The sequence below is a fragment of the Methylobacterium sp. J-088 genome (genome assembly GCF_022829295.1).
Taxonomy (GTDB): Bacteria; Pseudomonadota; Alphaproteobacteria; order Rhizobiales; family Beijerinckiaceae; genus Methylobacterium.
Map to the genome: position 1 here is coordinate 21,415 of NZ_JAKSYH010000207.1, position 21,861 is coordinate 43,275.

Consider the following 21,861-nt stretch of genomic DNA (forward strand, 5'->3'; position numbering starts at 1 on the left):
AGTTAACATGCGGGCGCCACGCGCAGCTTTCAAGGCCGCCCTGAAGCGGGTCCGTGGGCTGCCCCATGGACGAGGGCGAGAACGCCGGCCCGGAGCAACTCGTACTTGTCGGGAAAGCCGGGGCCGCGCGGCAGATGTCCGGCGGCCGATAGGGTCGCAAGACCGTGGGCGAGTGCCCAAACCTCCAGCGCGATGAAGCGGGGCGCGACGCCACCGAACCCATCGGCGAACGTCGCCTGAAGCGCTTCAACCAGGAGATCGAATGGGCTCGGCCGGGCGACGGGGGCGCCGACGCCGGACCCGCCGTCCTGCTCGACGGTCGGCAGGCCGCGGGTCTCGAAGATCGCGGCATAATAGGCCGGTTCCTCCTCTGCGAAGGCGAGGTAGGTCTCGCCCATGCGGGTGAACCGCTCCAGCGGCGTGCCGCGCGACGTGAGCGCCCGAGCGAGCCGGGCGGCCAGTTCGGCGAAGCCGCGCCCGGCCAGTTCCTCCAGCAGGGCTTCGCGACCACGGAAGTGCCTGTACAGGGCAGCCGGCGTGACGCCGACGAGGCGTGCGGCGTCCACCAGCGTGAAGCCACCGATTCCGCGCTCGGCGATGAAGCGGCGGGCCGCCTCGATGAGCGCCTCTTTCAGGTTGCCGTGGTGGTAATTCCGCCGGTCGTTCGGTCCGTCCCGCCAGGGTCGCAAGATCCCAAATCCTTCGCGCGCTCGTGTGCACCTCACAGACCTTCCGCGATGCTGTCGAGTCGGAAGACCGCTGGGGCGGATGGATTTCGCGGGGTGCCGTCCAGCATTACCATTGAACGCGGGCTTTGTTGCGATTCAGGATTTTGCGGTCGCGCTTGACCGGCGCGGATCCGCGCTCCACGCTCAATGAGGATGGAGTGGCCGACGTCGCGTGCTCAGGCGCTCGGTGCCGGCCCCACGCGCGACTGAGGACACGCCTCCCATATGGCTTTTGTCAGCCTCAAGGCTTGGCGTGCGCGCTCCGCGGAACGCGCCGAGATCGCAGCCCGGCTCAAGCGGGATCTGATCGCCGCCCTCGACCTCGGTGAGGCCGACGCCCTGGCGGTGAACGAGATCAGCTGCCCCGACCCCGGCTGCCCCGACATGGAGACGGTCGTTCTGGTGATGCGCGCGGGGGCGCCCACTCGCGCCCTGCGGATCCGGTGCCCGATGGAGGCCGTCGGCCCCGCCGACATCGATGCCCTGGTCGCCGAGGACCGCAACGGCTCATCCCGATGATGTGACCGGCCGTACTCACTTTCGGGTTGTTCGCACCGTGGGCCGGAGCAACCTTTCGAGGCCGGTCGCGTACTGTACGCCGATGCCCCGAAACAACGGGGATCGGAACGTCCGGGAGGGGCGAACCATGATGACCCGCCGTCACGCCATGGCCCTGTCGTGCCTTGCCGCGCTGGGATCGATCCTTGCCGTCGCTTGCAATCCGGCGGCCGCCGGCGAGACCATGCCGTTCTCGGACACCGCCTTCGAGGCGGCGCAGAAGAGCGGGAAGCCGATCCTCATCGAGGTCAGCGCGCCCTGGTGCCCGATCTGCAAAACCCAGAAGCCGATTCTCGCCAAGCTGGCGCAGGAGCCGCGCTTCAAGGACCTCCAGATTTTCGATATCGATTTCGATAGCCAGAAGCCGCTGCTGAAGCGGCTGGATGTCCGCATGCAGAGCACGCTGATCGCCTACAAAGGGGCGACCGAGGTCGGTCGCTCCGTGGGCGAGACGCAGCCCGAATGGATCGAAGGGCTGATCGAGAAGACGCTCTGATCGGGCAGCCCCGGGACAGCGCTTGCGCGGCACCGATCCGCTTTTGCATTCGTTCAGGCAGCCTCCGGTAGAGCGCCACGGAGCCCGACTGCTTCGTCGGGGCCCGACGGAGACGATTCGGTGTCGCGCGTTCCTCCCCCAGCCGCCCCGATCCCGGATGCGATCATCGCGATACCGGTCCGTAACGAGGAGGAGCGCATCGCGGCCTGCCTGCAGGCCATCGACGCGCAGGTCGGCCTCGAGCCCGGACGTCTCGGGCTCGTCCTGTTCCTCAACAATTGCACGGACCGGACCGAGCAGATCGTCGCCGCGACGGCGCCGACCCTGTCGATCCCGGTCCGCGTGCTGACCGAGTCGTTCGCGGACGCGCATGCCGGCTGGGCCCGGCGCCGCGCCATGGATGCCGCAGCGGACTGGCTCGGAGACACCGGCGGTGGCGGGATCATCCTGTCGACCGATGCGGACAGCCGCGTGCCGCCGGACTGGGTCGCGCGCAATTGGGCGGCCATCCGGGTGGGAGCGGATGCGGTCGCAGGCCGCGTCGAGCTCGATGAGGCCGAGGCGGCGCTGTTGCCGCCGTCCCTGCCGGCCCGCGGCCGGCTCGAGGATCGCTATGATGCGCTGATCACCGAAGCGGAGGCGCGGATCGATCCCGATCCGCACGACCCCTGGCCGTGCCATCGGACTGCGATCGGCGCGACGCTGGCGGTGACCCGTGCCGCCTACCATGCGGTGGGGGGCATGCCGGAGATCCCCCTAGGTGAAGACGGCGCCTTCATCGCCCGTTTGATCGAGAACGGCCTGCGGGTGCGCCACGCCACCGATGTCTGCGTGACCATTTCGGCCCGCCTCGCCGGGCGGGCGCCCGGCGGGGTAGCCGATACGATTCGCGCGCGGTGCGAGGAGCCGGACGCCCTTTGCGACGCCCGGATGGAATCGTTTGTCCACGCCGTGCGCCGCTACGTCTGGCGGCGGCGATTCCGGCATGAGCACGGAAGTGGGCGGCTTGCGCGGGATCAGGCCTGGGCGCGACGGCTTGGGATCGGGCCGGCAGAGGCCAGCCGGATCGCGGCCCTTCCCCTCGGTCAGGCCGTGGCAGAGGCCGAGCGCGCGAGCGCCCGCCTCGCCTACCGCCCCATAGGCCCGCGCCAGTTGCCGCGGGAGATCCGCATCGCCCGCATGGGCGTCGCCACGATCCGCCTGTATTCGGCTCTCGCAAAATCGCTGCACCGGTTCACAGCGGCCCTGCCTGAGCGTCACATTATCGACGCGGAACGGGGACGCTCCTGATCGAACCGGCCAACGCCCTGAGCGAGCAGGTCCCGGGGCGAGAGACCGAAGCGCTGCCGGAAGGCACGGCTGAACGCGGCCGGATCGGTCAGACCGCAACTCGCCATGATCGACCCGATCCTGAACCCCATCTTGGGCGCCCGAAGGATCCGCTCGTGCGCGCGGTCGAGCCGCGCGTTGCGGATCGTGGCCGCGATCCCCTCGCCGCCCGCGAAGGCTGCGTAGAGGCGGCTGCGAGACACGCGAAGGTCGGCGACGAGGTTCGCCGACCCGAACGCGGGATCGTGCAGTCACCGCTCGATCCGCGCCAAGGCCAGCGAGCGCAGGGCGTGCGCCGAGATGTCCTGTTCCGCGTCTGGGTTGTGCCCATCGACGATGCCGCGCAGCAGATGGAGCGCACCTTCGATGGCGATGGCGGTCTCTGCCTCCGACATGGTGTGGACCGAAACCGCGAAGCTGCGAAGATAGGCGGAGAACAGCTCGTTCAGCGGCCCCGCGGGGATCTTGCTCCCGGCAAGCTCCCTGAGATTGCCGATCTGAGATTGAAACGTCTCACGGGGAATCAGGAGGCGAATCTCGTCGAAATCCGTCAATCCGCCTCCCGAACCGGGTTTACTCCAGGTCTGAAACGCGATGTCGCCGACGCCCAGCAGAGTTCCGTTGCGGTCGTTCTCGAGATAGCCGCGCCCCTTGCGCACCACCATGACGCCGACCTCGTCGCGGCCATCCCGGCGGATGTGAGCGGGCGTTCGTTCGAGGCTGTAGGGCCGACTGATCGTGTGAATGATGCCACCGTGCGGCGACTGCGCGATCATGCGGCTGGCCGAGAACGGTCTGTCCAGATCGAGCTGCTGCAGGTCGACGGTCGACATGACCGTGCTGCGCCAGTAGTCGAAGGCTCGTTTCTCTTCGACCGACTCCGTCGTGCCGAAGAAGACTGCGACCGTACTTGTGCCACTCACAGCCGACCAGCCTCGCTTCCCTCGGCCGACGACGCGCGATTTTTTGCCGAAGCGCCGGCGGGGACAGCTTTTCAGGCCTAGCCCTTGGACGCAATTGCGCAGCAATGGTTCTAAAAACCTTGAGTTGCCAAGATCCCAAATTCGAAGAGTTTAGTATCTATTGAGCACAACATGGAATTGTGAAACTATCTGATCAACGGTTCTCGTTCACAAGCACTCGCTGAGACTGCTATCCGAATCGCGACAATTTAGCATCAGCGATCCAGAAAAGAGAGATTGCGCAACCTTTCGCAGTCGCTTCTCGCAAAAACGATGCGACTATACGTTGGTTGCGCGCTCTTGAGCCCGATGTCGTTTGAGCGGATCTTTCATCGCCTCAGACGATCGGTTGCGCCCTGAACGTTTTTGAATGGCGTTGGATTCGCAGCCGCTCAATTCGATCGGCCATCAACGCGGCTCGATCGTGCTCGATCGTTCGTTCGTCTGGTCGAACCGGTCGCGGCGTATCTTAACAGTGCGGCGCCGCGAGCCGTGGCCGGGCACTCCAGCATTGCGCGTGGCTCTCCACCTGAATCGCGAAGCCTTCGCGCAATCGGGATCGGATTTTCTTTCGGCAGGAGGCCGGCTAGTCGTGGCCGGATGCGATCCGGGCCGCCGCCCGCGAAGAATCTGTCTGAGCGAATCGCACTACGATGGCGCGCCCTTCGACGGGGGGACTCGTCAGCGAGCCGCGGAAGCGCGCGGCCTCGGCGTGACCGAGTACCGCCCGCGGTGCCGCGACCGGAAACGTCCGGAGCACGCGACCTGCCGCGTCGAGGATTTCGGCGCTGAGCGGCGCGACCGGTACGTCCGATGCCGCGACGCCCATCAGATCGCCCTCGACGACGAGCTCGGCCGACCGGCCGTCCTCGCCCGGATTGCTGTAGGCCATGACATCGCGGATCGCGATGCCGCGCAGGTTTACCGGAAGGCCGATTCGGGCGAACAAGGCTGCGGTTTGCGGTACCGCGCGCACCACGCTCGCGCGCGCCAGACAAACGAGCGGCAGGGCCGCCAGCAGCGTCAGCCCGAAAGCGAGGGCCGGGGTGAGGCCAATTCCCCGGCCGCGGGCCGTCGGACTCTTCGATGCGCTTGCGCGGGCCACGGGGATCGGAAGATCGGCGGCCTCCCGGACCGCGGCGGTCGCCTCCTTCCAGGCCGAATCGGCGACGGGATCCGTCTCCGCCGCCAGTTCGGCTTCGTGCCCGGCCAGAACATCGGCCGGCGAGATGAACCACGTCTCACGGCAGGCTGCGCAGCGGACCGAACGGCCCTCCATGCCAACCTTGCCGGCCTCAATCTCGTATGCGCTCGCGCAGCTCGGGCAGACGATCAGCATACGCACCATACTCGCATCGATCGGCCGAACCGGGGCCGGACAGTGAATTCGATTGAGAAAGTGTCGCTGAACAGGGTTAAGCGGCCGTGAAATCCGGAAGGCCTTGAAAACGCCCGCCGGTCCGGCGATGCCGGGATCGGGATCGGCGAGACACGGGACGGCGTTGAATTCACAGGCGAGCATGAGAAGCCTGCTGCCCGGCGCGGAGCGGCCGGTGGTGCAGTTCGAGAATGTCGGCATGCGCTACGGCCTCGGGCCGGAGGTGCTGTCGGATGTGAGCTTCCGCATCGCCCCGCGCTCGTTCCAGTTCCTCACCGGACCGTCAGGCGCCGGCAAGACGACGCTGCTGCGGCTGATCCTGCTCTCCGCGCGGCCGACGCGGGGGCTGGTCTCGATCTTTGGCGAAGAGGTAAGCGGCATTTCGGCCAAGGCGCTGACCGGGCTGCGGCGCCGGATGGGCGTGGTGTTCCAGGATTTCCGCCTGCTCGACCATCTCACCACCTACGAGAACGTGGCGCTGCCGCTGCGCGTCCAGGGACGGACGGAGGCGAGTTACCGGGCCGAGGTGGTCGAATTGCTGCGTTGGGTCGGACTCGGCGAGCGAATGCATGCCCTGCCGCCGCTGCTGTCGGGTGGCGAGAAGCAACGTGCCGCCATCGCCCGGGCGCTGATTGCCCGGCCCGACCTGCTGCTCGCCGACGAACCCACCGGCAACGTCGATCCGGGTCTCGGCCGGCGTTTGCTGCGACTGTTCCTGGAACTGAACAAGCTCGGGACCTCGGTCGTCATCGCCACCCACGATTTCGGCATCATGGATGCCGTCGACGCCCGGCGCATGGTGCTGGGCGAAGGCCGGCTGCGGATCGAGGAATGAGCACCCAAGCCATCCCACGCGCGCGGCCCGAGCCTGCCGCCGGCGCGCCCTCCCCGCCCGTGCCGGCGCAACTGCGCCGCAACGCAGCTTTGGTGCCGACCGATACCGCGGCCGGACGATCCCTGGCGGCGGTCATTGCCATCCTGACCTTCCTGGCGGGGCTCTGCGCCGGCGCCGCCGAGATGGTGGCGGCCAACGCCGCCCAGTGGCAAGGGGACGTGGCCCAGGAAGTCACGATCCAGATCCGCCCAAGCCCCGGCCGCGACGTCGATGCCGATCTGGCCCGAGCTGCCGGAATCGCCAAGGCGGAGCCGGGCATTGCCGAGACGCGGGTCTTCTCAAAGGCCGAGGCCGAGCGGCTGCTGGAACCCTGGCTCGGCAGCGGGCTCGATCTCTCGGACCTGCCGGTGCCGCGGCTGATCGCCCTCAAGCTCGACCGGGGACGGGGCTCCGACCTGAAGCGGCTGCGGGCACGGCTGCTCGAGGCGCTGCCCGGCGTCGCGAGCCTCGACGACCACGCGCTCTGGCTCCAGCGGCTGTCGACCGCGGCCGGCGCGTTCGTGGGGATCGGGATCGGGCTCGTGATTCTCGTGCTGGTGGCCACAGGCCTTGCCGTCACCTTCGCCACGCGGGGCGCCATGGCGAGCAACCGCGAGGTGGTCGAGGTGCTGCACTTCGTGGGCGCCGACGACGACTACATCGCCAAGGCGTTCCAGCGGCGGTTCTTCGGCCTCGGGCTGCGCGGCGGCGCCATCGGCGCGGGCTGCGCCATCCTGGCCTTCGTGATCTTGGGACTGCTTGCCCGGGCCGCGCGGTCCGGGCCGGCGGGACAGGAGGTCGAAGCCCTGTTCGGGGCCTTCCAGATCGGGCTGCGCGGCTATGCCAGCGTCGTCCTCATCGGTGTGATCGCCTCGCTCGTCACGGGCGTGGTCTCACGCATCACGGTCCGCCGGTTCCTCGCCTGACCGGCGGCGGCGTGGATACCGGGGGTCTGCGCCAGACGTTTACGAACCGGAAACTTAATCGTCGCGGTGTGGTTGTTGGCTTCCGGACTGCCTCCGGGCCGCCGTAATCGAAGCCGATCCTTCGGAGGATGACCACGCGTATGCTGCGCGCATCGGATCCGCACCAGACCGACACCGTCGGCTGGTCCTGGCACGAATGGAGCCTCCCGCACCGGGCGGCCTGCCCCGCGCTGCCGCGCCATCGCGGCTCCATCCTGTGGCAGGTGTTCGGTCTCGGAGCGGGCCTCGCGACGGCGGCCCTGGTGGCCGGCTTCCTGATCTTCGTCGGCGCCCTCGCCCGCCAGGAGCGAACCCCGTCCGATCGGGCCGACGGCATCGTGGCCCTCACCGGTGGCGCGCAACGCATCGGCGACGCCATCGACCTGTTGGCCGGCGGTTACGGGCGGCGCCTGCTCATCACGGGGGTCAACGAACGCACCAGCCGTGACGAGATCGCCCGGCTGAACCCGACCCAGCGCGCGCTGATCGCATGCTGCGTGGATCTCGATTACCGCGCCCGCAACACCATCGGGAACGCGATCGAGACCCGCCGCTGGATGCGGGCGCACCGGTTCAGCACCGTAGCGGTGGTCACCTCGAACTACCACATGCCGCGGACGCTGATCGAACTGGTCCACGCGCTGCAGGATAGCGATCGCGTCCTGCCGCACCCGGTCGTCACGGAAGCGTTCGATGCCGACCGCTGGTGGCAGAGCCCGCCGGCCGCGCGGCTGGTCGCCTCCGAGTACGTGAAGTTCCTGGCGAGCTGGGTCCGGACCCGGTTCGAGGACGATCCCGAACGCTCCCAAGCAGCGATCCTGATCGGACGCGGCAAGCCCGTGAAGATGGTGGCCGAGCCGCTTGCCGCCCGCACCCTGGACTGACGTATCCCGGGGTCGCGATGCGACGCCGCCCTATGGGCCGTGACAGCGGGCCTTGATGGCCGCCGAGAATTCCCGGTCCGAGCCCTGAACCTGGGCCAGGCGCTCGCCGCGCTCCGAGCCGGACAGGCAGCGTCCGTAGACCCCCGCGACCCGGCGCATCGTTTCGACGTGGCGCCGCCAGATGCGGCAGTTCTTGGCCTCCTCGCCGTCCGCCTGCTCCAGCTGATCGACTGCCTGCCGCTGCATCGACTGCGCCACCAGGAGATCGCGCGCGCAGGTGGACTCGCCCTGCGCCAGGGCGGGACCGGCCATCACTCCCGCAGCCAGCAGCAGGCCCGCAGCTGCGATTCGAGAATCGGACATCAGGCGGCCTGCGGCGCCGTGGAGCGGGTCAGCAGGGCGTAGAGTGCGCCCGCGTCCCGGGCGGCCCGAATGTGGGCCAGCATCCCGGGCTCTCGAAGGACGCGCGCAACCTGTGCCAAAGCCTTCAGGTGATCGGCCCCGGCCCCCTCCGGCGCCAGCAGCAGAAACGCGATGTCGACCGGCTGACCGTCCAACGCGTCGAAATCCACCGGTCGGTCGAACCGCGCGAACAGCCCGAACAGCCGGTCCAGCCCCGGCAGCTTGCCGTGGGGGATCGCCACGCCGTCTCCAATGCCGGTCGATCCCAACCGCTCCCGCTGCAACAGCGTGTCGAAGATGGGACGCTCGCCGAGGGCTGGCAGACGACGCGCAGCCTGGGCGGCGAGGTCTTGAAGCACCTGCTTCTTGGCCCGCGCGCGCAGCGACTGCACGACCGACTCAGGGTCGAGGAATTCCAGAACTGGCATCGAACGACCGTTGCCCCGTCGCCCGTCCGGTGGGGAACGGGCCTCGTCGCGGGAGCATCGACGGCCAGCTCGGCCGTGCTCCCGCTCACCAATCTACCGGGAAACAAGCCGGTTCCGGCTCCGTTCCTCCCGACCGCCGCGTCAGTCGACGGCGTTGGGCGGGTCCACCCAGCCGATCGCGCCGTCGCTGCGCCGATATACGACGTTGATGCGCCCGGTGCCAGCGTGGACGAACACGACCACCGGCGAGCCGGTGAGATCGAGGGCCGTGACCGCCTCGCCGATCGTGCGGCGCTGCAGCGTTCGGGTGCTCTCGGCGACGATCGGGGGATGCGCATCCCCTTCAGCCGGCTCGTCGTCGTCCTCTTCCGGAGCGGCGAGAACCGCGTAGGCCGCCTCGACGGCCAGATCGTCGCTCGGCCCGGTGGCGTGCTGCTTGAGCTTGTGCTTGTAGCGGCGCAGCCGGGTCTCGAGCCGCTCCGCCGTCTGCTCGAAGCTGGATCGTGCTTCGTGCGCGAAGCCGTTCGCCTCGATGGTCAGGCCGGACGTGAGATGCAGCACGCAATCGGTCCGGAAGGCGGTGCCATCCCGCCTCAGGGTGACGTGGCCGGTGCAGGCGTCGCTCATGTGCGAGTCGAGGTACTTGGCCTGTATCGCAGCCATGCGTTCCTCGACGCGGCCGCGCAGACTCTCTCCGAGATCCACGCCGTGGCCTGTGACGCGCAACGACCCCATGCTGCCTCCCCCGTTTCGATGCAGGTGACCGAATTAGAGAGCCGGCTCGGGTTAAGTCAACGGAGCGGCTCATGGTTCGATCGCGCGCTTAACCCTGGGTTCAGCCGGAATGTCCGTATAGAGACCGATGCTAAGCGGGTCCCGACCGTACGGCGCCGGGCGCGGACATCGCTCCGGCGCCTTCCGTTCGTCTGGGATCCGCCCCGAAGCCTGCACAGCCGGGGACGGCGTGAGACACGAGAGACCGACGACCGCATGACGAGATACGCTCGCCAGCCCGTAACCCTGAGCCGCCGCGTCGTGCTGGCGACCGCCCTCGGCGCGGCCGCAGGCTCGCTGCCCGGCCCGACGCTGGCGGCCGATCCCGAGACGATGCCGGATCTCCCCCGCGCGGGCGCGGCGTTCGAGGCGAATACGCTGACCGATCTGGCCCGCGCCCGCTCCAGGGTGGCTTACGTCGGCCCCAAATCCGGCGATCTGCCGGCATCGCTCAAGACCCTGTCGCGGGACGCCTACGAGGTGATCCGGCCAGCCGAGGGGCGCGGGATCTGGGCGGGGCAGGATATCGGATACAGCCTCGAACCGTTGCTGCGCGGCTCGATCTACGACACGCCGGTCGCGCTGTTCCTCGTCGAGAACGGCCTCGTACGGCCGGTTTCCTACGACAAGGCCTCGTTCCGGGCTCCGGGCTTCGACTTGCCGGACCTCGCGGACGACGCCGCATTCTCGGGTTTCCGGCTGCGGGCACGCTTCGCTGACGGGGGCGCACTGTCGGATTTCGCCCTGTTCCAGGGCGGATCGTTCTTTCGCCTCGTGGCGGAGGGGCAGGATTTCGGGATCAACGCCCGGGCGCTGGCCCTCCGGCCGGCAGATGCCCGCGGCGAGGAATTCCCGCTGTTCCGCGCCCTGTTCATCGAGACACCCGCCCCGGGGCAGCCGATCGTGATCCACGCGCTCGCCGAGTCCGAATCCGCCACGGCGGCCTTCAAGCTCACGCTCACACCCGGCCGGGAGGCCTCGGTGGCGGGGATCGACGGCACGGTCTTCGCACGGGCCGATCTAGACCATATCGGGCTCGGCGGCATGCAGGGCAGCTACCTGTTCGGGCCGCTCGACCGCCGCCACGTCGACGACCTGCGCGCCGCCGCGTTCTCGGTTGAAGGCCTGGCGATCCATAACGGCTACGGTGAGCCGCTCTGGCGCCCGGTGCACAACCCCGAAACCCTGCAGATCTCGGCCTTCGTGGATCGCGGGCCCAAGGGCTTCGGCCTGATGCAGCGCGCCCGCGCGTATACCGATTTCGATGACGACCGGCGGCATTGGGAACAGCGGCCGTCCCTCTGGCTGGAACCGCTGGACGACTGGAACGAGGGCGCCGTCACGCTCCTCGAGATCCCGAGCGATTCCGAACTCAACGAAAACGTCTTCGCCTACTGGCGTCCCAAGGCGAAGCTCGCCAAGGGCGGGGAGATGCGCTTCCTCTGCCGCCAGCATTGGTCCAAGGGCTGGCCCGATCCGTTGCCGCCCGAGATCGCGCGGGTCAGCGACAGCCGCTGCGGACACGGCAGCACCGGCAACCGACGCCTGTTCGCCGTCGACTTTCAGGGCGACGCGTTGTTCGAGCCTGGGGACATCGACGTCGATCTCAGTGCCTCGGCCGGAACGATCACCCGGCAGGACCAGTACCGCTACGCCGGTCGCAAGACCCTGCGGATCGTGTTCGAGCTCGATCCGGGTAGCGAGAGGGCCAGTGAGTTGCGCCTCGCCCTTCGGCGCGGACAAGCCCGGACCAGCGAGACCTGGCTCTATCGCTGGACACCCTAAACCCCGCTCACTGAACGAGGATCAGCCTCCGCCGTGCGATTGGACGAGACGATGACCCTGCCTCAGCCCGCGCTCCAGCCGGTATCCGCGTCCGGTGCGGCGACGCCGGAGATCGGACCCGTGCTGCCACCTGAGGCACCGCTGGCGATGCCGGTCCAGAACCTGTCGCGCTGGGATGCTACAGCCGCCCACCGACCCGCGCATCAGCGACGCAACCCCTGGCTTGCGCGGCTCTGGGTGTTCGGCGGCGCACTGGCGCTCACGGCTTACGGCGGCTGGCAGATGGTCGAGACCGTGTCGGTCTCCGGCAGCCCGACCGCGCTCCAGCTCGCCCTCGTCGTCCTGTTCTGCCTGACGTTCTCGTGGATTGCGCTGGCCTTCACCAGCGGGCTGCTGGGCTTCGCGATGCTGCTGCGCCGCGAACGACCGTCGCCGACGAACCCGGCGGCGCTGACGACCCGGACCGCAATCCTGATGCCGGTCTATAACGAGGCCACGGCCCGCACCTTCGCTGGCGTCGAGGCGATGCGGGAGGCCGTGGAAGCGACCGGCCTCGGGCGGCATTTCGACTGGTTCGTGCTGTCCGATTCGACGCAGGCCGATGCCTGGATCGCCGAGGAGCGCGCCTTCCTCGACCTGCGCCACCGCCTCGGCCCGGACGCCCGCCTCTACTACCGCCACCGGCCCAAGAACCATCACCGCAAGGCCGGCAATATCGGCGATTTCGTCACCCGCTGGGGCGGCCGCTACGACCACATGCTCGTGCTCGACGCCGACAGCCTGATGAGCGGCCCGGCGATCGTGGCGCTCGCCGCCGCCATGGAGGCGGACCCGGATGCCGGCATCATCCAGACGCTGCCGCTGATCATCAACCGCAACACGCTGTTCGCCCGGCTTCAGCAATTCGCGGCGCGGATCTACGGCCCGGTGATCGCCGCGGGCCTCTCCGCATGGTCCGGTCGGGACGGTAATTATTGGGGCCACAACGCCATCATCCGGACCCGCGCCTTCGCGGAATCCTGCGGTTTGCCGGATCTGCCGGGCAAGCCCCCCTTCGGCGGCCATATCCTGTCCCACGACTTCGTGGAGGCCGCTTTGATCCGCCGGGCCGGCTGGGCGGTCTACATGCTGCACCGCCTGGAGGGCTCCTACGAAGAGAGCCCGCCGTCCCTGATCGACGTGGCTGTCCGTGACCGGCGCTGGGCCCAGGGCAACCTCCAGCACGCCCGGGTGATCCGCGCCGCAGGCCTGCATCCGGCCACCCGCCAGCACTTCGCCACCGGGATCGCCGGCTATCTCGCCTCGCCCCTGTGGCTGCTGCAACTGGTGGTGGGTATCCTGCTGGTCCTCCAGACCGCCACGGAGCGGCCGGACTATTTCGGCGGTGCCGGGTTCTCGCCGGTCTTTCCGCGCTTCGACCCGGTCCGCGCGCTCCAGCTGTTCGGCCTGACCATGGCGGTGCTGCTGGCGCCGAAATTTCTGGGCCTGATCCTCGCCCTGCTCGACCGATCGGTTCGGCAGGCCTGCGGCGGCGGCGGGCGGCTCGTCCTCTCCAGCTTGGTCGAGATCCTGCTTTCAGCCCTGGTGGCGCCGGTGGCGATGGTGGTCCAATCCGGCTCCGTCATGAGCATCCTGCTCGGGCGCGACACGGGCTGGAACCCGCAGCGCCGCGACGATGGCTCGATTCCGCTGCGCGACATCGTCGGACGGCACACGTGGCACACGCTGCTCGGTGTCGTGGCGGGCATCTCGGCCTTCGCCATCGCTACCTCGCTGTTCCTCTGGATGAGCCCCACGATCGTGGGTCTGGTGCTGGCCATCCCGATCTCCTGGGCGAGCGGCCAACTCGGCCTGGGACTGGCGCTCAAACGCCGGCGGCTGCTCGCGACACCGGAAGAGGTCGCGCCCCCTGCAATCGCAAGCCGTGCCGCCGTTCTGGCGGCCCGCAACGTGGAAGCCGGGTTCGACGAGGCCGATTCCCTCGCCGTGCTCCACGCCAACCCGAACCTGGCCGAGACGCATGCCGACATGCTGCCGCGCGGTTCGCATCGGCCCCGCGGCGCGATCGACCCCGACCGAACCCTCGCCGCCGCCAAGATCGGCGAAGCCGAGACGGTCGCGGAGGCGCAGGCTTGGCTGACGCCGCGGGAGCGCATGGCGCTGCTGCACGATCCAGCCCTGATCGAACGATTGGTCCGTCTCGCTTGACCGGACGGCCCGGCAAGTCCCTGCGTCGTGGACCGCGCGGCGATCCGGTGCCCAGGATCGTCACGCGCGGTCCAGCCGTTCCGGCGCAATTAACCGTTCAGCCGGTAGATTCACCCCGGTCCATCGCTCCCGTCGACCGGAACGCGCCATGATTCTGCTGATCGGTTTCCTGCTCCTGCCGCTGACGGTCGCCATCGTGCTGGCGCGGGGTGAACCTGTCCGCACCATCAGCTGCCTCGGCGCCATGGGCGTGGGCTGCGCGATCGCATGCCTCAGCCTGATCGGTATGGTCCGTCACCGGACCTGACAGACCGGCTTCGATCAAAAAAATCCGACCTGACGCGGACCACCCGACAAGGTGCGCCCGGCCCGGGCAACGAGCTGCGAGAACGCCAGGGCGGCAGCAGTCGCCTGCGCCCGCGATGGAAAGCTCCGGCGCGACTCGGTGACCGTCTCGGCTGTCTCGTTCACGAGCACCCAGGACCACAGGGACCGATTGTTCTCGCGGATCACGAACTGCACGAGGCGCCTGCCTTTCGGAGCATGCGGCGGGAAAAGGATTGCATTCGGCTATGACATCGGGATGACACGCACAGTCTGCCGTCAAGATCCGCGCATGCGGTGCGACAGGCGATGCAGCCGATAGACTGAGGCGGCAAAGCATTCGCAAGATTTGATAGGCTTGGCTTGTGGCGCTTTTCGCGAGATGGTTGCGGGTTTCCGGTGACGCAGATACGCTCATTGCCTTGGCCCGGCTATCTGGGTCTTGTCCACAGATTGAACCTCTGGATCATTCCCGTTTCGGGGCGGATCCAGCTGTGGCCGATCACTTCGCCGACCGGACGCCACGTTTCCGGCGGCTTGGCAGGCCAGGCGCATCTCACCCAACCGTCACCCTGCCGATCGGAGACCGCATGAAAGCCGTGACCGCGCTCATCGCCGAGGAACTCGGCGTCGCCGAAGCGCAGGTGGCAGCCACGGTGGCGCTGCTCGACGGCGGGGCGACCGTTCCCTTCATCGCGCGCTACCGCAAGGAGAATACAGGCGGGCTCGACGATACGCAGCTGCGCAAGCTGGAGGAACGCCTGTCGTATCTGCGCGACCTGAACGACCGCCGCCGGGCGATCGTGGCGAGCATCGAGGCGCAGGGCCGGATGAACCCGTCCCTGGCCGCAGCCCTGGCGGCGGCCGACACGAAGGCGCGCCTCGAAGACCTGTACCTGCCCTTCCGCCCGAAGCGCCGCACCAAGGCTCAGACTGCCCGCGAGGCCGGTCTCGAACCGCTGGCCCAGGCGATCTTGAAGCACCCCGATCACGATCCCGAAGCAGCAGCGGCGGCTTACGTGTCCGCCGAGCGCGGCGTGGCCGACGTGGTGGCGGCGCTGGAGGGCGCCCGGGCGATCCTGATCGAGAACTTCTCCGAGGATGCCGACCTGATCGGCCGCCTGCGGACGGATTACTGGCGCAGCGGCCAGCTCATCTCCAAAGTCCGCAAGGGCAAGGCGAACGAGGGGGCGAAATTCTCGGACTATTTCGCGTGGAACGAGCGGCTGGATCGGATGCCGTCGCACCGCATCCTGGCGATCTTCCGCGGCGAGCGCGAGGAAATCCTGGACCTCGTCTACGCGGCGGACGGCGAAGACTCCCCGCCTGGGATTCCCGGCCCGTTCGAGACAGCGATCTGCCGGCGTTTCGGTGTCGCGGCGGCCGGACGTCCGGGCGACGCATGGCTCCTCGAAACCGTACGAACCGCTTGGCGCACCAAGATCCGCACCGGGATCAAGCAGGACATGCGCACCCGGTTGTTCGAACGCGCAGAGAATGAGGCGGTCAAGGTTTTTGCCGGCAACCTCAGGGACTTGATCCTGGCCGCACCGGCCGGCGGTCGGCCCACGATGGGGCTCGATCCGGGCTATCGCAACGGCGTGAAGGTCGCGGTCGCGGACCGGACCGGCCGGATCGTCGCGGTCGAGACCACCTACCCGCACGAGCCGCAACGCCGCTGGCGCGAGGCTGTGGCCGCACTCGGGCGGCTCTGCCGTCTTCACGGCGTCGAACTGCTCGCCATCGGCAACGGCACCGCATCCCGCGAGACCGAGCGGCTGGCCGCCGAGATCGTCGCCGAGAACGCCGACCTGAAGCTCGTCAAGGTCACGGTTTCGGAGGCTGGCGCGTCGGTCTACTCGGCCTCCGAGATCGCGTCGCGTGAATTGCCCGATCTCGACGTGTCCCATCGCGGCGCGGCTTCGATCGCCCGGCGCCTGCAAGACCCCCTTGCCGAGCTGGTGAAGATCGATCCGAAATCCATCGGGGTCGGTCAGTACCAGCACGATGTGAGCGAGGCGAAACTGTCGCGCTCCCTGTCGGCGGTGGTGGAAGATGCCGTGAACGCGGTCGGCGTCGATGTGAACACGGCCTCCCCGGCCCTGCTGGCGCAGGTGTCTGGCCTCGGATCGACCCTGGCCGAGAGGATTGTCACGCATCGGGACACGCATGGCCCGTTCCGCTCGCGGGCCGCCCTGAAGACCGTGCCAGGGCTCGGTCCGAAGACCTTCGAGCTGGCCGCGGGCTTCCTGCGGATCCGCGCGGGCGACGACCCGCTCGACGCGTCCGGCGTCCACCCGGAGGCCTATCCGGTGGTGCGGCGGATCCTGCAGGCGACGAAGAGTGACATCCACGTCCTGCTCGGCAACACGGCAGCCCTCGCCAAGCTCGATCCCGAGAGCTTCGTCGACGCACGTTTCGGCCTGCCGACCGTGCGCGATATCATGACCGAGCTGGAGAAGCCGGGCCGCGATCCGCGCCCCGGATTCAAGACCGCGCGCTTCGAGGAGGGTGTCGAGACGATCGGCGACCTGCGGCCGGGGATGCAATTGGAAGGCGTCGTCACCAATGTGGCTGCGTTCGGCGCCTTCGTGGATATCGGCGTCCATCAGGACGGCCTCGTCCACATCTCGGCGATGGCGCGCCGCCGGATTGCATCGCCCACCGAGGTGGTGCGCATCGGCGAGGTGATCCGCGTCCTTGTCCTCGGCGTCGATGTCCCCCGCAAGCGGATCGCGCTGTCGATGCGTCTCGACGATCCCGTGGAGACGCAGGCTCCGGCGCGACCCATGGCAGACGCACGATCCGAACCGCGGCCGGCGCGCCCGCGCGCGTCGCCGGAGGCCACGCCGAGCGGCCCGCTGGCGGATGCGCTCCGCCGGGCGGCCTCATCCACGCGACGGCGCTGACCGGATATTCACGACGCACGTGAAACGGCCGAGACCGGCAGGCCCTCGGCGGGAGTGATCAGATGTCATCGCCAGCGACCTACGAAGCCGATCCCAGCCCGATGATCGGGCCCGCGCGCCTCATCCGAGCGGCTTTCGAGGGGGCCGATATGGCCGCCCGGGCCGACGCGATCCTGACCCAGGCCGGAAGCAGTACCCTCAAGGCCGGTACCGCCCTCGATCTGTCGACCATCCTGTTGCTGATGCATCGCTTTGAGCCTGCCTTGCAGCTCCAGAACGAGGTCCTGCAGAGCTGCCGTCATTTCCAGCTTCAAGCGAATGGGTCCGACGCGAAAACGCGCGTTCTGGTCATCGTCACGGCGGGCGACCTCATGGCCAACACGCCGGTCGATTTCCTGTTGGACCACCCGAGTTTCCGGCTCGAATACCTGTTCGTTCTTCCTGGGGAGGCGGTTCCAGCACCGCTACCCGATCACGACGTGTGCGTCGTCGGCGTCGCCTATTCCACGGCGAACGAGCCTGTGCTCGAAGCCTTGGCCATGGCGGCAGCGCACTGGGACCGCCCGGTGGTCAACCATCCGCGCCACGTGCTCAAGACATCCCGGCACGGGCTGGCTGAGGCGCTCGATGGGGTGGAGGGCCTCCTGATCCCGCGCGTCGTCCGTACGACGGGCGCGGACATCGCTGCAGGGGCCAACCAGCCGCCGGCACATCTCAGCTTCCCGATGCTCATCCGGCCGATCGATACCCATGCCGGCAATGCCCTGCAAAAGATCGATCGCAGCGAGGATCTTGAAGCGTATGCCCGCAACACCGATGCGGCGACGTACTACATCACGCAATTCTGCGATTACAGCGGGCCGGATGGGCTGTACCGGAAGCTCAGGATCGTCCTCATCGATGGTGTCCCGTTCCTCTGCCACATGGCGATTCGGGATCATTGGATGATCCATTATCTGAATGCGGGCATGAATGCTGATGCCGCCAAGCGCAGCGCCGAGGCCGCGGCGATGTCGGAGTTCGACGATCTGTTCGTGCCGCGTCACCGGACGGCTTTCAAAGAGATCCATCGTCGGACCGGGCTCGACTATCTGATCCTGGATTGCGCCGAGAGCCGCGATAACCGGTTGCTCGTCTTCGAAGCCGACACCGGCATGGTCATTCACGACATGGATCCGGTGGAACTCTATCCCTACAAACGGCCGCAGATGCACAGGGTCTTCGCCGCCTTCCAGCGCGCCGTCGAAACCAGGGCTGCGGGCTCGAGTCGGCGCACGGGCAGTTCACCCGGCCCGAACGAGGCGTGAGGGTAGAGATAGCTACGTTCACGTGTCCGATTGCGGTGAAATGTATTTTTTTCGATATTACATCTAAATCAAAATATATAAATGACATTACTCGTAATTTTGAAGATTAAGTAGCTTACGAATACCAAGGGCATCGGTGACCAATTGCGATTACAGAGAATCTGAATCGAGATACGCAGAGAAAATTAAGGATCGTCTCGCTTACTTGCAAACGCCGCCACCCTTTAACGCGAAAGAAACTTCTGCGGCGGCATTACTGAGGCACCCGAGAAACGGGTGGCACTTAATCAGAAAGATCAATCGATGTCCTCCATCACCCTGTCGGCCGCCACGCGTCAGAACCTGCTCTCGCTGCAGGATACGGCGGCCCTGACCGCGACCACCCAGAACCGCCTGTCCACCGGCAAGAAGGTCAACTCGGCCCTCGACGATCCGCTGAGCTTCTTCACCGCTCAGAGCCTCGACAACCGGTCCAACGACCTGAACAACCTGCTCAACGGCGTCAGCAACGGCGTGCAGGTCATCCAGGCCGCCAACCAGGGCATCACCAGCATCCAGAAGCTGATCGACAGCGCGAAGTCGCTCGCGAACCAGGCGCTGGCCAGCAAGAACTACGCGACCGCGGCTGTTTCCGGGTCAACGACCTCCACCACGGGTGGAACCTATACGGCTGCGACCAGCGGCACGACCGCTGTGAGCTTCACCGTCGACGGTGTCACCAAGAACGCGACGCTCGCAGCCGGCACCGGTACCAGCGGCGCCACGACCGCCAGCGACGTGACGGCGGCCATCAGCGCCCTCAACACCGCCGCCGGCACGAACGCCTTCTCCGCGGATGCTTCGGGACTCAAGATCGTGGCGGCTTCGTCCACGAATGCGGTCACGTTCGACGCGACGAACGGTGCGAAGATCGGCTTCGCGTCCGGCATCACCGGAACGGCCGGCACGCCGGCTTCGGGCGACGCCACCCGTACCAGCCTCGCCACGCAGTTCAACAACCTGCTGACGCAGATCGACCAGTTGGCCTCGGATGCGAGCTACAACGGTGTCAACCTGCTCGGCGGCGGCGGCTCGAACCAGCTCAAGATCCAGTTCAATGAGAACGGAAAGTCGAACCTTCAGGTCCAGGGTGTCGATTTCTCGTCGTCCGGGCTCAACCTGACAGCTGTCGCCACGTCAGGCGCCAACTCCAACTTCCAGGCGGACTCGGATATCACCGCCGTCCTGACCAAGCTCGACAGCGCCTCTTCGACGCTGCGCGCTCAGTCCGGCACCTTCGGCTCCAACCTGACCGTGGTGCAGAACCGTCAGGACTTCACCAAGCAGCTGATCAACATCCTCGGCACAGGCTCGGCGAACCTCACCAACGCCGATCTCAACGAGGAGGCCGCCAACTCGCAGGCGCTGTCGACCCGTCAGTCGATGGGTATCTCGGCGCTCTCGTTGGCGAACTCCGCGCAGCAGGGCGTCCTGCAGCTCCTGCGCTAAGATAGCTCTCGATCAAGATAGAGGCCGGCCGGGGTCATGCCCGGCCGGCCTTTTCGTTTGGGTCCTGCCCGACCCCGTTTCGACCGACGTTCCTCACCAACGGACACGCAGGATCAAGCCGCGGCCTCGGCCGAGCGATGTCAGGCCTCAGGGATCGCAGCGACCAAGCCGAACCCGCATCGACGCAATTTGCCATTCCGGAATCAGACCGATCCATGGACCTCGCCGGTCACATCTCGGAAATTTTGCGGCTTCGGCCACCGGTCCAGTCGAGGGCCGGCTACTCGGCGGCCTCAGGCGCAACGACGTCACGCTCTGTCTCGTGCCGCAAGACCTCGAGGATGCGTTGACGCACCTCCGGGTGACGGATTGTACTCCAGAGGCTCAACAACTCGCAGGTCATGCCGACACCGAACGCGTCTTCGCCAGGTGCGTAGAAGCTGTCAACGGGGCAACCCAGGAGTGCCGCAATCTCAACCAAGCGCCTGGCGGAGGAGTCCTCGACGGCCATGTCAGCCTCTGTACCCGCTTCGGCCATCGCCGAACGATATACCCTGTAGCGCATACCGACAAGTGATCGATGCGTACTAGATATGACGGATTCTTACTAAGTCAATTCAGTTTTCGGCAGCCTAATGGCACGCTCCTATCCAATGATCGTAGCCTGTCATACGAACGATTCAAACGCCGTCGCGCTCCACCGGACGCGGGAGCCGACGCAAGCTTCCGGCTCAGTTCCGCAGCGACGATCTGCGTAGCCGCGTCGCGTTCAAATCCACAAGCTCAGTAATCCCCGACGCTGTGATCGGTGAGAAAAATGGATTGGCGAATTATAGAAATGGAAACTCAATGTTGACCCTCGATTAACCGCGCCGGCGTAGTCACATGGAGGCTGTTGCAGAAGCAGTTCCAATTGGGTCGGGCGAGGCTGTGATGATCGTCCTGTTGGCTGTCGCACTCGGCACTGGGTTCCTCGCTGCGATTGCCCTTTTTCCTCTCGGGGCGTGGGCCGCAGCCATCGGCGCGTCCCTGGCCGCGAGTTCGGCAACGGTTCTGGTCGGATGCTTCCTGGCGTGGCGAGCTCTTCGACACGACCGGCACCGCCGTGAACTCGACGCACAGACCGGTATCATGGTCGCGGCACTTCGTGACGTGTCGGAACAGGGAGAGCCAATTTCTCCTACTCCGAGGGTCGCACAACGGCGTCTGGGCGCCTGATGGGTGCCCCACCCGGCGGTCGGACCCGGCCCTTGTCCATGTCTGGCAATGGGGGCGGGACCGTGCCGATCGTCATCGGATACAGTCCGACTCCCCGGAGCATTGGGCTGAACGACAGGGACGCGCTCGAGAGCTGCAGTAGGCAGCTGATCGAGGGTAACCGCCACGAATTCGAGGGCTTGTCGCATGGCGCGAGTAAGCTACTCAACGGGAATGCCACCATTGCCAAGTATCTATGATCGAAAAATCACTTGCTGAAATGGATAATGGAGCTTGATTGAATTTACCGATGATCGCTCGGGCGCGATCACGACCATAAAATAACAGACGCTAGCTTTTGCAGCATGGCCTGACTGAAACGGCAGCTAACGCCTCTTTCGAGTATGACGGCTTCGGCGCACGGATCGATGGAATCACCTCGATTGCCCGCACGATGACTCACAACGCGGGCGCAGACACGGGCGTGGAGATGCGGCCGCGCGTCAACCCGGGCACAAGCCAACGCTTCCGGCCGCCAGCGTGATGACATCCGTAACTGCACGGCGTGACCTTCGATCCGGCGCGATACCGATCGGCACGGGACACGACTCACAAGGCTGGGCGGCGTGTTGGGCATCGACTGGGCCCGAGGGGTGCTGGGCTTTGCGGTGATTCGAGGAAATGGCAGGGTAATGCCTCGCGGCCGGTGCGAGACTAGGTTTTCCCTCGCTGCCCTTTGTTATGTCGCGGAATGCCTTCGAGGCCCATGGTGGGCGTGCCCGTTGGGCAGTACGAAGTGAGGGTAAGCTGTAGGATAGCGGTTGTGGGATCGTGCTGTGATGGACTGCCTAGTGGGTTCACTACG

21 protein-coding genes are annotated in these 21,861 nt (G+C 67.0%); 12 read left to right on the forward strand and 9 right to left on the reverse strand.

Annotated elements, in window-relative coordinates; translation table 11 throughout:
- Positions 1–29: 29 nt before the first annotated feature.
- Positions 30–689 carry a TetR/AcrR family transcriptional regulator gene (locus tag MKK63_RS22915; RefSeq protein WP_244005930.1) on the reverse strand — a complete coding sequence of 220 codons (660 nt, stop codon included), beginning with the start codon at positions 687–689 and terminating at the stop codon, positions 30–32.
- Positions 690–953: 264 nt separating this feature from the next.
- On the opposite strand from MKK63_RS22915, the gene MKK63_RS22920 reads away from it, so the two are divergent.
- The 3 genes from MKK63_RS22920 to MKK63_RS22930 all read left to right on the forward strand — a co-directional run bounded on the left by MKK63_RS22920 (position 954) and on the right by MKK63_RS22930 (position 3,072).
- Complete coding sequence (locus MKK63_RS22920) at positions 954–1,247, forward strand: hypothetical protein (protein WP_244005933.1); 294 nt, start codon at positions 954–956, stop codon at positions 1,245–1,247.
- Between the two features lie 127 nt (positions 1,248–1,374).
- The gene (locus MKK63_RS22925; protein ID WP_244005935.1) at positions 1,375–1,782 is read left to right on the forward strand and encodes a thioredoxin family protein; all 408 of its coding nucleotides are present in this window, start codon (positions 1,375–1,377) and stop codon (positions 1,780–1,782) included.
- A 120-nt stretch (positions 1,783–1,902) separates the two neighbouring features.
- The gene (locus tag MKK63_RS22930) at positions 1,903–3,072 is read left to right on the forward strand and encodes a glycosyltransferase (protein ID WP_244005937.1); all 1,170 of its coding nucleotides are present in this window, start codon (positions 1,903–1,905) and stop codon (positions 3,070–3,072) included.
- Here MKK63_RS22930 and MKK63_RS22935 read toward each other — a convergent pair.
- The 3 genes from MKK63_RS22935 to MKK63_RS22945 all read right to left on the reverse strand — a co-directional run bounded on the left by MKK63_RS22935 (position 3,039) and on the right by MKK63_RS22945 (position 5,421).
- Entirely contained in the window at positions 3,039–3,362 is a 324-nt protein-coding gene (locus MKK63_RS22935) for a helix-turn-helix domain-containing protein (protein ID WP_279574815.1), read from the reverse strand. The genes MKK63_RS22930 and MKK63_RS22935 overlap by 34 nt on opposite strands.
- Entirely contained in the window at positions 3,363–4,139 is a 777-nt protein-coding gene (locus MKK63_RS22940) for an AraC family transcriptional regulator (RefSeq protein ID WP_244005939.1), read from the reverse strand.
- Between the two features lie 520 nt (positions 4,140–4,659).
- A complete protein-coding gene (locus MKK63_RS22945; RefSeq protein ID WP_409564546.1) occupies positions 4,660–5,421 on the reverse strand; it encodes a zinc-ribbon domain-containing protein in 762 nt (253 codons plus the stop codon).
- 172 nt (positions 5,422–5,593) lie between these two features.
- On the opposite strand from MKK63_RS22945, the gene ftsE reads away from it, so the two are divergent.
- The 3 genes from ftsE to MKK63_RS22960 all read left to right on the forward strand — a co-directional run bounded on the left by ftsE (position 5,594) and on the right by MKK63_RS22960 (position 8,174).
- A complete protein-coding gene (gene ftsE / locus MKK63_RS22950) occupies positions 5,594–6,286 on the forward strand; it encodes a cell division ATP-binding protein FtsE (RefSeq protein WP_244005940.1) in 693 nt (230 codons plus the stop codon).
- Positions 6,283–7,251 carry a cell division protein FtsX gene (locus MKK63_RS22955; RefSeq protein ID WP_244005941.1) on the forward strand — a complete coding sequence of 323 codons (969 nt, stop codon included), beginning with the start codon at positions 6,283–6,285 and terminating at the stop codon, positions 7,249–7,251. Before ftsE ends, MKK63_RS22955 begins: the two co-directional genes overlap by 4 nt.
- A gap of 140 nt (positions 7,252–7,391) precedes the next feature.
- Complete coding sequence (locus MKK63_RS22960) at positions 7,392–8,174, forward strand: YdcF family protein (RefSeq protein WP_244005942.1); 783 nt, start codon at positions 7,392–7,394, stop codon at positions 8,172–8,174.
- A gap of 30 nt (positions 8,175–8,204) precedes the next feature.
- On the opposite strand, the gene MKK63_RS22965 is transcribed toward MKK63_RS22960, so the two are convergent.
- The 3 genes from MKK63_RS22965 to MKK63_RS22975 all read right to left on the reverse strand — a co-directional run bounded on the left by MKK63_RS22965 (position 8,205) and on the right by MKK63_RS22975 (position 9,739).
- A complete protein-coding gene (locus MKK63_RS22965) occupies positions 8,205–8,537 on the reverse strand; it encodes a hypothetical protein (RefSeq protein WP_244005943.1) in 333 nt (110 codons plus the stop codon).
- The gene (gene ptsN, locus MKK63_RS22970; protein ID WP_244005944.1) at positions 8,537–9,004 is read right to left on the reverse strand and encodes a PTS IIA-like nitrogen regulatory protein PtsN; all 468 of its coding nucleotides are present in this window, start codon (positions 9,002–9,004) and stop codon (positions 8,537–8,539) included. The genes MKK63_RS22965 and ptsN overlap by 1 nt, the downstream gene beginning before the upstream one ends.
- Positions 9,005–9,145: 141 nt before the next feature.
- Positions 9,146–9,739: an HPF/RaiA family ribosome-associated protein gene (locus tag MKK63_RS22975; protein ID WP_244005945.1), complete on the reverse strand. Its 594-nt coding sequence runs from the start codon at positions 9,737–9,739 to the stop codon at positions 9,146–9,148.
- Between the two features lie 255 nt (positions 9,740–9,994).
- Between MKK63_RS22975 and MKK63_RS22980 the strand changes: the two genes are divergently transcribed.
- The 3 genes from MKK63_RS22980 (at position 9,995) to MKK63_RS22990 (ending at position 14,078) form a co-directional block, all read left to right on the forward strand.
- Complete coding sequence (locus MKK63_RS22980; RefSeq protein WP_244005946.1) at positions 9,995–11,563, forward strand: glucan biosynthesis protein D; 1,569 nt, start codon at positions 9,995–9,997, stop codon at positions 11,561–11,563.
- Positions 11,564–11,614: 51 nt separating this feature from the next.
- Positions 11,615–13,771, forward strand: a complete 2,157-nt coding sequence (mdoH, locus tag MKK63_RS22985) for a glucans biosynthesis glucosyltransferase MdoH (protein ID WP_244005947.1) — start codon at positions 11,615–11,617, stop codon at positions 13,769–13,771.
- 148 nt (positions 13,772–13,919) lie between these two features.
- Positions 13,920–14,078, forward strand: coding sequence for a hypothetical protein (locus tag MKK63_RS22990; RefSeq protein WP_244005948.1), 159 nt, complete (start codon positions 13,920–13,922; stop codon positions 14,076–14,078).
- 14 nt (positions 14,079–14,092) lie between these two features.
- On the opposite strand, the gene MKK63_RS22995 is transcribed toward MKK63_RS22990, so the two are convergent.
- Entirely contained in the window at positions 14,093–14,293 is a 201-nt protein-coding gene (locus MKK63_RS22995) for a hypothetical protein (RefSeq protein ID WP_244005949.1), read from the reverse strand.
- A gap of 392 nt (positions 14,294–14,685) precedes the next feature.
- Between MKK63_RS22995 and MKK63_RS23000 the strand changes: the two genes are divergently transcribed.
- The 3 genes from MKK63_RS23000 to MKK63_RS23010 all read left to right on the forward strand — a co-directional run bounded on the left by MKK63_RS23000 (position 14,686) and on the right by MKK63_RS23010 (position 19,799).
- The gene (locus MKK63_RS23000; protein ID WP_244005950.1) at positions 14,686–17,004 is read left to right on the forward strand and encodes a Tex family protein; all 2,319 of its coding nucleotides are present in this window, start codon (positions 14,686–14,688) and stop codon (positions 17,002–17,004) included.
- A 101-nt stretch (positions 17,005–17,105) separates the two neighbouring features.
- On the forward strand, positions 17,106–18,311 hold the full coding sequence (locus tag MKK63_RS23005; RefSeq protein WP_244005951.1) for a hypothetical protein: 1,206 nt from the start codon (positions 17,106–17,108) through the stop codon (positions 18,309–18,311).
- Between the two features lie 303 nt (positions 18,312–18,614).
- Positions 18,615–19,799, forward strand: a complete 1,185-nt coding sequence (locus tag MKK63_RS23010) for a flagellin (protein ID WP_244005952.1) — start codon at positions 18,615–18,617, stop codon at positions 19,797–19,799.
- A 280-nt stretch (positions 19,800–20,079) separates the two neighbouring features.
- On the opposite strand, the gene MKK63_RS23015 is transcribed toward MKK63_RS23010, so the two are convergent.
- A complete protein-coding gene (locus tag MKK63_RS23015; RefSeq protein WP_244005953.1) occupies positions 20,080–20,310 on the reverse strand; it encodes a hypothetical protein in 231 nt (76 codons plus the stop codon).
- Between the last annotated feature and the right edge of the window lie 1,551 nt (positions 20,311–21,861).

Excerpts from the sequence above, each read along its gene's own strand:
- MKK63_RS22955 (WP_244005941.1), top strand. The coding sequence starts at position 6,283 with ATGAGCACCCAAGCCATCCCACGCGCGCGGCCCGAGCCTGCCGCCGGC.
- MKK63_RS23005 (WP_244005951.1), top strand. The coding sequence starts at position 17,106 with ATGATCGGGCCCGCGCGCCTCATCCGAGCGGCTTTCGAGGGGGCCGAT.
- MKK63_RS22980 (WP_244005946.1), top strand. The coding sequence starts at position 9,995 with ATGACGAGATACGCTCGCCAGCCCGTAACCCTGAGCCGCCGCGTCGTG.
- MKK63_RS22960 (WP_244005942.1), top strand. The coding sequence starts at position 7,392 with ATGCTGCGCGCATCGGATCCGCACCAGACCGACACCGTCGGCTGGTCC.
- MKK63_RS23015 (WP_244005953.1), bottom strand. The coding sequence starts at position 20,310 with ATGGCCGTCGAGGACTCCTCCGCCAGGCGCTTGGTTGAGATTGCGGCA.
- mdoH (WP_244005947.1), top strand. The coding sequence starts at position 11,615 with ATGACCCTGCCTCAGCCCGCGCTCCAGCCGGTATCCGCGTCCGGTGCG.
- ptsN (WP_244005944.1), bottom strand. The coding sequence starts at position 9,004 with ATGCCAGTTCTGGAATTCCTCGACCCTGAGTCGGTCGTGCAGTCGCTG.
- MKK63_RS22975 (WP_244005945.1), bottom strand. The coding sequence starts at position 9,739 with ATGGGGTCGTTGCGCGTCACAGGCCACGGCGTGGATCTCGGAGAGAGT.
- MKK63_RS23000 (WP_244005950.1), top strand. The coding sequence starts at position 14,686 with ATGAAAGCCGTGACCGCGCTCATCGCCGAGGAACTCGGCGTCGCCGAA.
- ftsE (WP_244005940.1), top strand. The coding sequence starts at position 5,594 with ATGAGAAGCCTGCTGCCCGGCGCGGAGCGGCCGGTGGTGCAGTTCGAG.
- MKK63_RS22990 (WP_244005948.1), top strand. The coding sequence starts at position 13,920 with ATGATTCTGCTGATCGGTTTCCTGCTCCTGCCGCTGACGGTCGCCATC.
- MKK63_RS22945 (WP_409564546.1), bottom strand. The coding sequence starts at position 5,421 with ATGGTGCGTATGCTGATCGTCTGCCCGAGCTGCGCGAGCGCATACGAG.
- MKK63_RS23010 (WP_244005952.1), top strand. The coding sequence starts at position 18,615 with ATGTCCTCCATCACCCTGTCGGCCGCCACGCGTCAGAACCTGCTCTCG.
- MKK63_RS22965 (WP_244005943.1), bottom strand. The coding sequence starts at position 8,537 with ATGTCCGATTCTCGAATCGCAGCTGCGGGCCTGCTGCTGGCTGCGGGA.
- MKK63_RS22925 (WP_244005935.1), top strand. The coding sequence starts at position 1,375 with ATGATGACCCGCCGTCACGCCATGGCCCTGTCGTGCCTTGCCGCGCTG.
- MKK63_RS22920 (WP_244005933.1), top strand. The coding sequence starts at position 954 with ATGGCTTTTGTCAGCCTCAAGGCTTGGCGTGCGCGCTCCGCGGAACGC.